This window comes from Sphingobium sp. SA2 (assembly GCF_032227065.1).
Lineage (GTDB): Bacteria > Pseudomonadota > Alphaproteobacteria > Sphingomonadales > Sphingomonadaceae > Sphingobium.
In genome coordinates this window covers 2,199,014-2,212,422 of record NZ_JAPMXX010000006.1, presented here as the reverse complement: position 1 = coordinate 2,212,422, position 13,409 = coordinate 2,199,014, and the positions used below count along the sequence as shown (strand labels likewise).

Below are 13,409 nucleotides of genomic sequence, written 5' to 3'. Positions count from 1 at the left end.
GCGCAGCCTGACGCTGCGCGTCGCCAAGTCCGGCCTGTTCGGAGCGACCGGCGTAATAGGTGGCGTCGGTGAGGTTCTTCACCCACAGCTGCGCGGTGAAATGGTCGCCAGGGAGCGTCCAGTTCAGCGAGGCGTTCAGCAGCCAGAAATTGGGCTGCGCCAGACGGTTGTCGGCATAAAAGAAGAAGCCGTCATTGTAGGCAGCGTTGACTGCGACGACGACGTTCCCGGCATTCGTCCGAACAGTGTAATCCCCGCCAAAGCTGGCGGTCAGCTTCGGTGTGGAGATCGTGCGGTTGCCCTTTGCATCGATGGTCGGGCAAGCGCAACGCGGGCCTTCTTGAAGCCACGGCGCTTAGCGATCTTCATGGCCCATGTTTTCATGGCGAACGTCTGCTGGCACCGGGACAGGATCGAGTTGGCTGCCTCGTAGAGAAGCTTGCGCACCGTATTGCCCGGCGCGAGCATAACCGGGAGGGACTGCGATATCCATCGGATATGACCGATGTTGAGTGGGCGTTGGCAGCGCCGTTCGTACCTCCGGCAAGGCGTGGAGGCCGACCTCGAACGGCAGACATGCGCGAAGTCCTCAACGCGATGTGGTATGTAGCTGCGAGCGGGTGCGCGTGGCGACTTCTACCGAAATGCTTTCCTCCGGTGTCGACTGTCCGGCGCTACTTCTACGCCTGGCGCAATGCCAGTCTGTTCGAAGCCATCAACACCGTGTTGGTTATGAACTTGCGGGAAATCGAAGGACGGGAAGCCCCGCCCAGCGCTGGAGTGATCGATAGCCAATCGGTGAAGACCACGGAAAGTGGCGGAATTTCGGGCTTTGATGCTGGCAAGAAGGTCAAAGGCCGCAACGAGCAGTCGCCGTCGGTCGATGGCGCAAGGTGAGGGAATTTATCCCTGCCAATCGGGAGGGACGATCCACCACTGTGAGGATGTCGGTCATCGCTGAGCGCCGACGATGCCTGTAAATTTGGACATGGCTCGAAGGCAGACGGTAGGTCGGACGCCGCCCAGCATCGTGACCCCAAGATAGATGTTGCGCTGGAGGTTCGCGTCATGATCGGTCCCGATCGCCGCAGGTACGATGTGGTTCTCGTCAGATCGCGGCCGGATCCAAAGGACGGGATGTCCAATCCATGATAGTCCCAGTCGTCCAGATCGCATCATTGCCTCGCCCTGCGGTATAACGCGGACCTGCCAGCCATAAAGCCGGGCGAAGCGGAGCAAGCGCGACCAAAGGTCGTCGCAGGGAAGGCATTGTGGCGCAGTCGTCATCTCGAGCGTGAAAAGCATAGCTCCGCCATGCAGCGTCTCTGCGAAATCGGGCGGGAAGGCTTTGGTTTGCGGTACTCGGGCAGGCCACGTCTTAAGGTCGGTGGTAGTTGGACTGCTGCCCCTTCGCTGGCTGGGATGGCGGCCCTGCTGGAGTCTGCCAGGAATATGAAGCTGGGAAGGCCGGCCGTGAGGCAGATTGAAATCGACTTGAACGTAAGGTTAAAATGCCTTACAATGACGTACGAAAGGATCGCTCACATGAACGCGCTGACCGTCACGGCAAAAGGCCAGATCACCCTTAAAAAGGAAATAATGCGGCATCTGGGCATCCATCCGGGTGACAAAGTCGCGGTAGAAAAACTTGCCGACGGGCGCATCGAGATCAGGCCCGTAAAGCCTACGGGCAAGATTTCCGAGGTGTTCGGCATGCTCAAACGCCAAGGCCAACGGCCGGTGTCTATCGAGGAGATGAATGAGGTTATCGCCAAGGGCTGGGCCGGCGCACTGTGAAGATCATCGCCGACACCAACATTCTGGTGCGCGCGATTACTGACGATCATCCTGTGCAGAGCCCGCTGGCGCAGGCGCAGCTCAACCAAGCTGAGATCGTAGCCATCACGTTGCCTACACTGTGTGAACTTGCCTGGGTCCTGAGCCGCAGCTACAAAATTTCTCGCATCGATCTCGCCGCGATGCTGCGCCGTCTCTGCGCTGCCGATAACGTAAAACTCGAACAAGCCTCGGCGGATGCTGGTCTCGCATTTCTCGACGCCGGCGGTGACTTTGCCGACGGCGTAATCGTGCATGAGGGCAACTGGCTGGGCGGACAGATGTTCGTCAGCTTTGATGCCGATGCCGTTCGGATTGCAAAAGCCCAGGGACAAGCGACCCATATTCCTGCCTGACGTGCATCCAAATGCGAGGATCGCCGCAGTTCGATCCTCCTGGTCTATGTCTCCGCTTGCCAGGCAAAGGTTGTTGAAACGCCTCCGGCGACTCGCTTTGCCTTAGTGATCCGCTCGATAGGCATAAACCCAGTCTCTCGTGATCAAACCCTGAGGCAACAGGACGCCGCGACTTTCTGATCGCTGCAGAGCGACTTAGGCGCGCCGGGAGACAGGTGTCTGTCAGAATGTTCCGTTTTCCTCCATCGATCGTGTCCCACAGCGTGGTGTAGGTTCGCTGGGATAGCCACAGCGACCTCCGGCTAAGCCGGATTGATCATGCTGCCATGGCAGGCAACGTGATGATGGGATTATCGCTTAAACCTGAGACGCTCTCAAGTGTCATGTAGCGGCAGCGTTGGACGGCCCATTTGATGGCATGGACCACCCCCATGCAAACGATCATATTATATGGTGCCATTAAAGTGGAGGAAGCGCGATGTCAGTTGTTACGATTGGCCTTGATCTGGCCAAAACGGTTTTCCAAGTTCACGGTGTAGATGAGGCCGGCTTAACCGTGCTTCGCCGAAAGCTCTCTCGGGCCGATATGGCGGCCTTCTTCAAAAAGCAGCCGCCGTGCCTAGTCGGAATGGAAGCGTGTTCTAGCGCGCATCACTGGGCGCGCTTGCTTGTGGAGATCGGCCACACGGTCAAGCTCATTCCACCTCAGTACGTTAAGCCGTACGTGAAGCGGAACAAGACGGACGCCGCCGACGCGGAGGCCATATGCGAGGCCGTCGCCAAGCCGAACATGCGGTTTGTTCCTATCAAGACGAAGCAGCAACAGGCGGTTCTGGCTTTGCATCGTGTCCGCAGCCTGTTGGTCCGACAGCGAACGGCGACGATCAATGCACTGCGCGGACTGCTGGGCGAATACGGGCTTATCGCGGGCAAGGGCGTGCGACAGCTCGCGATATTGAGCGAGCGTCTTGCAACCTCGGACAAGACCGTCGTCCCGGACGAAGCGCGAGAAGCGTTGCGATGTCTTTTCCGGCACATCGACACATTAACCGATAAGCTTGGCGAGATGGAGAAGCGGATCGTCGCCTGGCACAAATCAAACCCGGACAGCCAGCGTCTGGCTACTGCTCCGGGCGTGGGCCCAATTACGGCGACAGCGATTGTGGCAGCCGTCGGCGATGGCAGTCAGTTCAAGTCTTCCCGTCATTTTGCAGCTTGGCTTGGCCTGACGCCACGGATTCGAGCGAGCGGGGGAAAAGAGAAGATTGGTCGGATCAGCAAAGGCGGCGATCGATATCTCCGAACGCTCTTGATCCATGGAGCTCGGGCCGTTGTAGGAACAACGTTCCGCAAGGACGTGACACCTCGGCCCTGGCTTAAAGCTTTGGTCGACAGGAGGCCCGTGAATGTAGCCTCAACAGCCGTCGCTCACAAGACGGCTCGCTCGATCTGGGCCATGTTGACCAGGAATGAGGTATACCGCCGTCCATCGCCTTTGCCGATGGCGGCCTAACCAGTTCGGCGCCGATGTGATGGTGCCGACTTGCGAGGGCAACGACAGAGTATGGCGAACCGGTATCACCGGGGATCGACAAAGGTCACTGAAATGATGCGAACCAATTTGAGTTCGTCCATTTGTCCGGCCGTCGATCCGCGGAAACCATAGGGGCCTGCGGCGTGTTATGCCGCACAACAAGGCCGGATACACGACCGCAAGATCCGAAATCGTCGAAATCTGTTGAAAAGCCTTGCAAGGTGGGGGTGGTCCATACACGTCGTTCTGTTCCAGAAGGATAGCGCCGACGAGACGGGTAATCGCCTCTTCGTTGGGGAAGATACCGACAACATCGGTGCGCCGCTTGATCTCGCCATTGAGCCGCTCGATCGGATTGTTGCTGTGCAACTTCGTGCGGTGTTGGGCTGGGAAGGTCATGTAGGCCAGCACATCCTCCTCGGCGCTGTCCATCAGAGTAGCGAGTTTTGGCACGGTAGGGCGCAATTGATCGGCGACGCTACGCCATTGGGCCTTTGCGGCCTCTGGAGTTTCCTGGGCGAAAGCGGTGGCGATGAATGCCGACACGACCCGGCGTCCACTCTTGCCGGCATGGGCCAGCGCATTGCGCATAAAATGAACCCGGCATCGCTGCCAGGTGGCGCTGAACACTTTGGCGACGGAGGCTTTTATGCCTTCATGGGAATCTGAGATCACCAGCTTCACGCCGCGCAGACCGCGACGAGCAAGGCTGCGTAGAAACTCGGTCCAGAAGACCTCCGCTTCGGAATGACCGATCGCCATGCCGAGCACTTCGCGCCGGCCATCGCTGTTAACGCCAACGGCAATGATGACCGCGACAGAGACGATGCGACCGGCTCGCCGCACTTTGATGTAGGTCGCGTCCATCCAGAGATAGGGCCAGTCGCCTTCGATCGGACGATCGAGAAAGGCCTTCACCCGCTCGTCGATCTCCACGCACAGTCGGCTGACCTGGCTCTTTGAGATCCCACTCATGCCCATGGCTTTGACCAGATCGTCCACAGAGCGGGTCGAGATCCCCTGGATATAAGCTTCCTGGATGACGGCCGTCAGTGCCTTCTCTGCCATACGGCGGGGCTCCAGAAACCCTGGAAAATATGTTCCCTTGCGCAGCTTGGGGATCCGCAGCTCGACCGTCCCTGCTCGCGTCTCCCAGTCCCGATCCCGATAGCCGTTGCGCTGCGCGAGGCGCTCAGGATCTTTTTCACCATAGGCAGCGCCGGTCGCACCGCCCACTTCCAGTTCCATCAGCCGCTGCGCGGCAAAGCCGATCATGTCGCGTAGAAAATCGCCGTCGGCTGTCTTCCCAACCAGAGCGTGCAGGTCCATCTTGTCATTGGTCATCGGAGGTCTCCGTAAGTTGAGCTTCGCAACCCAAACTTATCCGAAGTTCGCCGGTGACCACCCGCGAAACTGACCGGCCGCTACAGCGCTTTATCGATGAGCGCGCGTCCGGTCAGCTTCGCTACCCTCAAAACCTACACCACCTCCTGGGACACGACCCCTCCATCCGAAAAGGAATGCATCTTGGCCGCCCTTTTCGTGCGCTGATCCTGTGGCGCCGAGGGGCGTGTCCCCCGTTTCGCCCATCGCCGCGTGATCTTGTTCTTTTGTCCGATACGGGCCTCGTCCGTGAACCAAATTTCTACAGGTGTACCGCGCGGGAGGGACGCTCTGACCTTGTCCAACTCGGCGGCGAAGCCCCCCTCACATGATGTTTCTCCGGTCAATGGGGTGACAAAGCATTTTAGCAGTCCGTCCAATTGCCAATGATATCCAGCTGAGCCGAGTTACGAGTACCGGCGAACACGCCTCGCCTGTACAACCTCACATCCGGTCGCCGTTCGAGACGGCAGCACCATAATCCCGCGTTCGGGGCAGGGCTCAGGAGAACGGGACCATTCTTTTGAGACGGCTGTTGCGGCCAGGGGGGCTTACGGTCCGTTCGCCTGGATCCATCGGGGCTGATCAGTGCCCCGGGGATTGGGGCACATGAAGTATGTTGATCAGGCCTTCGTCATGACGGCGCCCTCGATCACGACACCGCTCATGGCGTACTTCCAGAAGGCCACGAGCAGCTTGCGTGCCAGTGCGATGATGGCGACCTTCTTGCCGCGTCCGCCGTTGCGGCTGACGCGTTCCTGGAACCAGCGGGACAAAGCCGAGTCCGGCTGATAGCGCAGCCACAGCCATGCGGCTTGAACCATCGTCGTGCGCAAGCGTGGATTGCCAGACTTCGAGACGCCCTGCTCGCGATCGATCGAGCCGCTGCGCCATGGCGAGGGAGCAAGACCGGCATAAGCTGCGATCTGGCGCCGGTTGTCGAAATGCCGGAACAGCCCTTCGCTGGCGAGGACATTCGCAAACTCTGGGCCTATGCCCGCCGGTGCCGGCGCGAGACCGCAATCGAAGCGGCGTCGACTACATGGCTGGTGACCCAATCCTCCGACGCCAGGGCGCGATGAATCCAAAAGCCATCGAGCCCCGCTTCCTGAATAGCGATCACCGGGTAGCGCTGGCCCTCGCGGGCTTCTGCCTTGTCGCGCAAGGCATCCAAACATGCGAGCAGCGCTGGCATATCGCCGCTTGGCACGGAGTGACGGGACATCTTCTCGGTGCTCGGCGACAGCGAGGTCACCAGCCAGGTCGATTTCGACAGTTCCAGCGAAACGAAAATTGCGCCAAGATCAACTCGGATGGCGGCAAGCTGCGAGATGGGGTCTGCTGACATGGCAAATCCTTTCAGAGTGGTTGGTAGCAAACCGACTCTGAGCTCCCTCAGACCGCTATCCAACTCTCATCATGGGATCTTTTGAAGGCCTCGATCGCCTCTGGATCCTGAGCATGATGTTTGGGCCGTGCCGAAAGTTTGCGGTAGCCAAGCGCTCGTAGTTCGCGGCTCAATGTTGGCCTTGAGACTGACACACCAAATTCGTCCCAAAGCAATTGTGCCAGATCGATGATCCGCCACCGGACCACCCCATGAGCCGCCGGGATAGGACCGCTTTCGATTGCCTCTACCAGAGCCGCGCGATGGGTCGCATTCAGGATCGACGGCTGCCCAGGGGCTTTGCGGTCAATCAATCCGTCGGGCCCGGTTGCGTTGAACTTCACAACCCAGTCGCGGATGATCTGCAACGTCACCCCGCCGATCCGCGCCGCCTCCGTTCGGCTCGCTCCCTCATAGATCGACGCCAGCGCAAGCAACCGCCGGGCCTGGCCCCCATCTTTCGATCTACGAGCCGCTGCCCTAGTCGCGGCGGCGTCAAAATCGGGACGAAGAGGGATCGGCATGGCAAAACTCCAACTGTTCGCCATGTTGAATCAAGAGGACGGCGCACGGAGCGGCACCGCCGATTTCACCGATCAGGGCCGCGCACGGGTGGAGGCGCGCAACGAAGGCGCGCTCACGCTGTACGCGGCCGCACCCGACGGCGTGCTGATCGGCGCGGATCTGGTTGCCCCGGCGGGCGAGCATCTGGGGCATCTGCTGGCGTGGGCGATCCAGCAGAAGATGACCGCGACGCAGCTGCTCGAAATGCCCTTCTATCACCCGACGATCGAGGAAGGGTTCAAACAGGCGCTGCGTACCAGTTGCGCGGCTACCCCGATCGCGGTGCCCGAAAACCAGGATACAGGCTCGCCCGCGGGAGCCTAACGCCTATCGCTGTCACACTTCGACCGTGGGAAGGCACACCTCGAACGTGCTGCCTTCCCCCGGCGCGCTGTGTTTCAGCCGGATGGTGCCGCCGTGCAGCTCGACCAGCTGCTTCACCAGCGCGAGCCCGATCCCGAGGCCGTCCTGCTTGACCTTGCCGTTGACATCGGCCTGTTCGAAAATCCCGAAAATCCGGCCCTGCTGATCGGGCGCGATGCCGATGCCATTGTCGCTGACCTCGATCCAGGCTGTCCCGTCCTCGACCCGCGCAATCACCCGGATCTCGCCCCCTGCCGGCGTATATTTGGCGGCATTGCTGACCAGATTGCCGATGATCTGCGCCATGCGGGCATGGTCGGCGTCCACCCACACGGGCGGGGGCGAAAGCTCGACGTGCAGAGCGTGGCCCGCTTCGTCGATCGCCGGCCGGGATGTTTCGACCGCAAACGCCAGTATGTCGTTCAGGTCCACCCGCTCGCGCTGCAGCGATATCTTGCCTTGCTCGATCCGCGCGATATCGAGCAAATCCTCCACCAGCCGTGTCATGTGCGTCAGATAGCGACTCATAGAGGTGCGGATTTCGCCCTCGACTGGTTGCCCTTTCTTTCGTTCAAGCATGATCAGCCCGGCGTTCAGCGCCATGATAGGGTTGCGCAGCTCATGCCCTAGAACGGCGAGAAACCGGTTCTTCTGGATGTCGGCCTGTTTGAGCGATTCGGTCAATGCGGCGAGTTCATCGCGCTGTGCTGCCAGCTGTCGGCGCTGGGTGTAGAGCTCGAGAAACACCCGCGCCTTGGACCGCAGGATATCGGCCTCGATCGGCTTTTGGATGAAGTCGACCGCTCCGGCCTCATAGCCCTTGAAGCGCCGCGTGCCGTCGCCCGCGCCTGCGGTGACGAAGATGATCGGGATGTGCCGTGAGCGTTCGCTGTTGCGCATGAACTCCGCCAGTTCGAAGCCATCCATGCCGGGCATCTGGACGTCGAGGAACGCCAGCGCATAGTCCTTGACCAGCAACAGCTCGAGCGCCTCCTCACCGCTGCGCGCAGTGTCGCAGCTTAGCCCCTCGCGGCGCAGGAGCGCATTGAGCGCGATCAGGTTTTCCTCGAGATCATCGACCAGCAGGATGCGGACCGTTTCGTCAGTCATCGTCATCACGCCGCCTCTTGCCGAAGATAGTGCACAATCTCGTCGATGCTTAGCGAGCGAGCCGTCGGGCAGGCCTCCAGCGCGGCCAGCGGCATCGTCGGCATTTCAGCGGTCGCCGGGTCCTGGACGATCACCGTTCCGCCCGCCGCACCGATCGCACGAAGACCCTGGGCGCCGTCATGGTTGGCACCGGTGAGGATGATGGCGGTCACATCCTGTCCCAGAGCATCGGCGGCCGTTTCGAAAAGCACATCGATCGCAGGGCGCGAATAATTGACAGGTTCATCGGAAGACAAGGCAATCGACATGTTTTTCTCTAGCAGCAAATGATAGCCCGGTGGCGCAAAATAGACCGTTCCTGGGCGTAGCGTTTCCTTATCCTCAGCTTCCTTGACATCAAGGAGGCACCTTGCCCGCAACAAATCCACCAGGCGATTTTCATTGCGTTGAGGTACATGAAGGACAATCAGGATCGGGGAGGCGAAATGCGGCGGCAGCGCGGTCAGGATCAACGACAGCGCCTGCACCCCGCCTGCGGATGCACCAATGACGATCGCCCGCGTCATGGCCCGGTCCGCTGGTAGATTTTTTCCTCGCGCACGAAGTCGCCAAAGGCAGCAGCGTGCGAGGAAAACCGCAGGCTCTCCTTCGACCCGAGCCCAAGAAAGCCTCGACGCGCGAGCGAATCGCGAAACAGCCCGACAGCGCGGTCCTGCAGTTCGCGGTCGAAATAGATCAGCACGTTGCGACAGGAGATCAGGTGCATCTCGCCAAACGCCGCATCTGTGACCAGGCTGTGATCGGAAAACACGACCTGGCTGCACAGCGATTTGTCGAACACTGCACGCCCGTAATTGGCGGTGTAATAGTCCGATAGCGAGGAGCGCCCACCCGACTGCTGGTGGTTTTCAGTGAAGAGCCGGATCCGGTCGAGCGAATACACTCCGGCCTGCGCCGTTTTGAGCGCGGACGGATTGATGTCGGTGGCATAGAACAGCGTCTTCCTGGCTAGCCCTTCCTCATGGAGCAGGATGGCAAGCGAGTAGAGTTCCTCGCCATTGCTGCACCCTGCCACCCAGACCTTGAGCGAGGGATAGGTCCGCAGATGCGGGATGACCTTATCGCGCAATGCCCGGAAATAGGACGGATCGCGGAACATCTCGCTGACCTGCACCGTCAGAAAATCGAGCAACCGAGGCAGCAAATTTGCGTCGCGCAGCACCGCAGCCTGGATTTCGGAGATGCTGTCATATCCCAGCTGCACACGCGCCTGCACCAGCCGACGCTTGATTGACGCGCGGGCATAGTGCCTGAAGTCATAATGATAATGCTGGTACAGCGCTTCCAGCAGCAGCTGGATCTCGATGTCCTCGATCGACCCGGCCACTAGCGCGGCATCCATACCCGCACCAGCGACAGCAGCTTATCTACGTCGATGGGCTTGGCCATATAGTCGTTGGCACCGGCATCGAGGCAGTTCTGCTGGTCATCCGGCATCGCCTTAGCGGTGAGCATGATGACCGGCAGCTTGGCCCATTTAGGGTTGCTGCGTATCGCGCGCACCGCAGTCAGACCGTCCATTACGGGCATCATCACATCCATAAGCACAAGGTCGATGCGATTTTCGGTCCCGTCGGCGTCTGCCCCAAGCATATCAAGGGCCTCTTGGCCGTTGCGCGCGATCTTGGCAATCACGCCGCGCGGTTCCAGCACACTGGTGAGCGAATATACGTTCCTCACGTCATCTTCGACGATCAGCACGTGCCGCCCCTCCAGCGCGGCATCGCGATGCCGCGCCTTTTCAAGCATCCGACGCTGCTCGAGCGGCATGTCAGCAACGACCTGATGAAGGAACAGCGATACTTCGTCGAGCAACCGTTCGGGCGACTTTGCGCCCTTGATGATGATGGAGCTGGAATAGCGGCGCAGACGCTGCTCCTCCTCGCTCGTCAGATCGCGCCCGGTATAGATGATCACTGGCGGATAGGCGCGTTCTCTGTCTTGGCTCAGCTCTTCCAACAGGGAAAAACCCGACGCATCGGGCAGCGCCAGATCGAGCACCATACAGTCGAACGGCTCGCTCCGCAGCAGTTCGAGGCAGCTGGCCACCGTGCCCACCCCCACGGTCTCAACATCCTGCGACTTGAGCAGTTCGGACACGGCATCACGCTGGACTTCGTTGTCCTCGACGATCAGCACCCGCCGCATCGAGGATGCGAGCTTTTGCTGTAGCCCGGCCAATACCTCGGCCAGCCGTTCGCGCTGGACCGGCTTTTCCAGATAGCCGATCGCCCCCAGCGCCAGCGCGGTGTGGCTCTGGTCGGCGCCGGAGATCACATGAATCGGGATGTGCCGGGTCTCGTCCTGATGCTTGAGATGGTCGAGCACGGTCAGCCCCGACTGATCGGGCAGACCAATATCGAGCACGATCGCCTTGGGCTTGTAGTCACGCGCGATATCGATGGCCTCATGCGCAGTCCCGGCGACGATGCACTGAAAGCCCAGCTCGTGCGACAGATCGCACACGATCGAAGCAAAGGTGGGATCGTCCTCGATCACCAGCAGCAGCCGCTTGGCGGTATCAAGTGCGTTGCGATCATCCTCGACCCCGGAAGGGCGAGGATTGGCCGCGGCACGGCGCTTGGCCGGTTGCGGGCTGGCGACCGCTGCCTGCGACGCGGCCCGCGCCTGTTCGCGCACGGGAACCTTGGACGGATCGTACGTCGCAGGAATGGTCAACATGAACCGGCTGCCCGCGCCGACCTTGCTTTCAACCGTGATCGCGCCGCCAAGTAGCCGGGCAAGTTCGCGCGAAATCGACAGGCCCAAACCCGTCCCGCCATAGCGCCGACTGATCGAGCCGTCGGCCTGTCGGAACGCGTCAAAAATGCTGTCCTTCTGCTCCTGGGTAATGCCGATGCCCGTATCCGCGACCGTCAGCGTCACGGTGTTGTCGGCCGCCGACGCTACCGTCAGGCACACGCTGCCACGCTCGGTGAACTTGAGCGCATTTGACATCAGGTTCTTGAGAATCTGTTCCAGGCGCATGCGATCGGTGAGGAGTGTGCGCGGGCAATCGTCGGAGAGCTCCAACGCCAATGTCAGAGCCCGCTCGTCGGCGATGGGCTGGAAGACCTTCTGCAGATCGTTCAGCAGCCGGTCCACCGGCACCGCCGCCGGCTGGATTTCGATATGCCCCGCCTCGATCTTGGAAAGGTCGAGAATGTCGTTAATCAGGTTGAGCAGGTCGTTGCCCGACGACTGGATCGTTTGTGCAAAACGCTCCTGCTCGGGCGACAGATTGCCATCGACATTGTCGCCGAGCAGCTTCGACAGGATCAGCAGCGAGTTAAGCGGGGTGCGCAGCTCGTGGCTCATGTTCGCTAGGAAGTCGGTCTTGTACTGGCTCGCCTGTTCCAGTTCGCGCGCCTTGAGCTGCAAGGTGGCGCTGGCCCGCTCTAGCTCGTCGCGCTGAGTTTCCAGCGCCTGTGCCTGTTCTTCCAGTTGGCTGTTGGTCTGCTCGAGTTCGACCTGCTGCAACTCCAACCGCGCCTGCGATTCGCGCAGTGCGGCCCCCTGCTCTTCGAGCTCCTCGTTCGAAACCCGAAGTTCTTCGGACTGCGCCTGCAACTCGCTGGCCTGATGCTGGGTTTCCTCGAGCGCATCCTGCAGGCGTTCGCGAAACCGGGCTGAGCGCAGCGCAATGCCGATGGCGCCGGACGCCTCATCGAGCAGTTCGAGCACCAAGGGATCAACGGGTTCAAAAAAGCCGAGCTCGATCACTGCATTGACCGTATCGTCGGACTTTGCCGGCGCGATGACCAGATGCCGCGGTGCGGAGCGCCCCAGCGACGAGCCGATCGTGAGATAGCCCGGAGGGACATCGTTCAGGACCATGATGCGACCATCGACCGCAACCTGCCCCATCAGCCCCTCGTTGAGCGCAAATTGGTCAGGGATTTCGGCATCGCCGGGCACGCCCAGCATGCCGACGCGCCGGAAGCTGCCGCCTTCCCCCTTGAACAGAGCGCCCGCTGGACTGCCGGTCCGCTCGTGCAGGAGGGACAGGATGGCTGCGGCGAGCTCCAAGATGGTCTTGTCGCCCATCATCGCCTTGGCGAGATCGGCCTGTGCTGCCTGAAGCCACTGTTTGCGTTCGCGACTGCGCGTGTTGCGCATGAACAGGATGAAAATGGCGATCGTCAGCCCAATGCCGCTGAGGCTGGCAATGACGGAACTGACAATCGCCGCCTGCGAGGCGGCTGCCATTGCGACGAGCCGGGTTTGGCGAATCCGCTGTTCTTCACGCGTCATGCGCGCGATCTCTTCGCGAATATCGTCCATGACATTCTTGCCGCGATCAGTGTTCAACGCGTCTATTGCAGCCTCGACACCGCCGACTCGACGCAACTTGATAACATCGGTCATGATCCGCATTCTGGCCATGACCCTGTTTTCCAGCGCGGCGAAGGTTTCCTTCTGAACGGGATTGGCGTGTGTCAGGCCATCGAGCTTGCGCAATTCGTCATCGGCACGCGCGATCCCCTCGGCATAAGGTTCAAGATAGACGTCCCGCCCCGTCAGCAGATATCCGCGCTGCCCGGTCTCGGCATCGAGCATGGCAGACAGCACATCGTCGAGCGTGGTGAGAACGCCGTGCGTGCGCCGGATTTCACGCTCGCTGGCGCGCACATTCTCGATGTTCAGATACGCCACGGCTGCACTAATCACAAAAAAGGCGACACCAACAACTAGCCCCACGACCGCCCATCTGCTCGCAACGCTATGTGCATGCGACGTAACGCTCGCTTTTTTCACTCTGTCTCTTCTTGCAAACCTTGGGGCCGCCCTGCTTTGCCAAGAGTGGCGATGATGC

8 protein-coding genes and 6 pseudogenes are annotated in these 13,409 nt (G+C 60.5%); 5 read left to right on the top strand and 9 right to left on the bottom strand.

Annotated features, from left to right (window positions below; all coding sequences use genetic code 11):
• Nucleotides 1-82 precede the first annotated feature (82 nt).
• Nucleotides 83-313, bottom strand: a pseudogene (locus OVY48_RS18495) (hypothetical protein); the annotation flags it as partial.
• A gap of 185 nt (nt 314-498) precedes the next feature.
• On the opposite strand from OVY48_RS18495, the pseudogene OVY48_RS18490 reads away from it, so the two are divergent.
• The 4 genes and pseudogenes from OVY48_RS18490 to OVY48_RS18475 form a co-directional block, all read left to right on the top strand.
• Nucleotides 499-861: pseudogene (locus OVY48_RS18490) on the top strand (transposase); the annotation flags it as partial.
• Nucleotides 862-1,545: 684 nt separating this feature from the next.
• Nucleotides 1,546-1,797: an AbrB/MazE/SpoVT family DNA-binding domain-containing protein gene (locus tag OVY48_RS18485; RefSeq protein WP_096062095.1), complete on the top strand. Its 252-nt coding sequence runs from the start codon at nt 1,546-1,548 to the stop codon at nt 1,795-1,797.
• Complete coding sequence (locus OVY48_RS18480) at nt 1,794-2,192, top strand: type II toxin-antitoxin system VapC family toxin (RefSeq protein WP_313923919.1); 399 nt, start codon at nt 1,794-1,796, stop codon at nt 2,190-2,192. The genes OVY48_RS18485 and OVY48_RS18480 overlap by 4 nt, the downstream gene beginning before the upstream one ends.
• Nucleotides 2,193-2,670: 478 nt before the next feature.
• Nucleotides 2,671-3,705, top strand: a complete 1,035-nt coding sequence (locus OVY48_RS18475; protein WP_107126479.1) for an IS110 family transposase — start codon at nt 2,671-2,673, stop codon at nt 3,703-3,705.
• 261 nt (nt 3,706-3,966) lie between these two features.
• Here OVY48_RS18475 and OVY48_RS18470 read toward each other — a convergent pair.
• The 4 pseudogenes from OVY48_RS18470 to OVY48_RS18455 form a co-directional block, all read right to left on the bottom strand.
• Nucleotides 3,967-5,070, bottom strand: a pseudogene (locus OVY48_RS18470) (IS256 family transposase); the annotation flags it as partial.
• Nucleotides 5,071-5,258: 188 nt separating this feature from the next.
• Nucleotides 5,259-5,384 (bottom strand): annotated as a pseudogene (locus OVY48_RS18465) (IS630 family transposase); the annotation flags it as partial.
• A gap of 348 nt (nt 5,385-5,732) precedes the next feature.
• Nucleotides 5,733-6,457: pseudogene (locus tag OVY48_RS18460) on the bottom strand (transposase).
• A 50-nt stretch (nt 6,458-6,507) separates the two neighbouring features.
• Nucleotides 6,508-7,044, bottom strand: a pseudogene (locus OVY48_RS18455) (helix-turn-helix domain-containing protein); the annotation flags it as partial.
• On the opposite strand from OVY48_RS18455, the gene OVY48_RS18450 reads away from it, so the two are divergent.
• Entirely contained in the window at nt 7,019-7,384 is a 366-nt protein-coding gene (locus OVY48_RS18450) for a hypothetical protein (protein ID WP_313923918.1), read from the top strand. The pseudogene OVY48_RS18455 and the gene OVY48_RS18450 sit on opposite strands and share 26 nt — an antisense overlap.
• A 12-nt stretch (nt 7,385-7,396) precedes the next feature.
• On the opposite strand, the gene OVY48_RS18445 is transcribed toward OVY48_RS18450, so the two are convergent.
• From OVY48_RS18445 to OVY48_RS18430, 4 genes are read right to left on the bottom strand one after another with little or no spacing between them, the layout of a single operon-like run.
• Nucleotides 7,397-8,539 (bottom strand): hybrid sensor histidine kinase/response regulator, encoded by a 1,143-nt coding sequence (locus tag OVY48_RS18445; protein WP_313923917.1) that lies wholly within the window; start codon nt 8,537-8,539, stop codon nt 7,397-7,399.
• On the bottom strand, nt 8,539-9,099 hold the full coding sequence (locus tag OVY48_RS18440; protein ID WP_313923916.1) for a chemotaxis protein CheB: 561 nt from the start codon (nt 9,097-9,099) through the stop codon (nt 8,539-8,541). The genes OVY48_RS18445 and OVY48_RS18440 overlap by 1 nt, the downstream gene beginning before the upstream one ends.
• On the bottom strand, nt 9,096-9,935 hold the full coding sequence (locus OVY48_RS18435) for a protein-glutamate O-methyltransferase CheR (protein ID WP_313923914.1): 840 nt from the start codon (nt 9,933-9,935) through the stop codon (nt 9,096-9,098). Before OVY48_RS18435 ends, OVY48_RS18440 begins: the two co-directional genes overlap by 4 nt.
• Nucleotides 9,920-13,351 carry a response regulator gene (locus tag OVY48_RS18430; protein WP_313923913.1) on the bottom strand — a complete coding sequence of 1,144 codons (3,432 nt, stop codon included), beginning with the start codon at nt 13,349-13,351 and terminating at the stop codon, nt 9,920-9,922. The genes OVY48_RS18435 and OVY48_RS18430 overlap by 16 nt, the downstream gene beginning before the upstream one ends.
• Between the last annotated feature and the right edge of the window lie 58 nt (nt 13,352-13,409).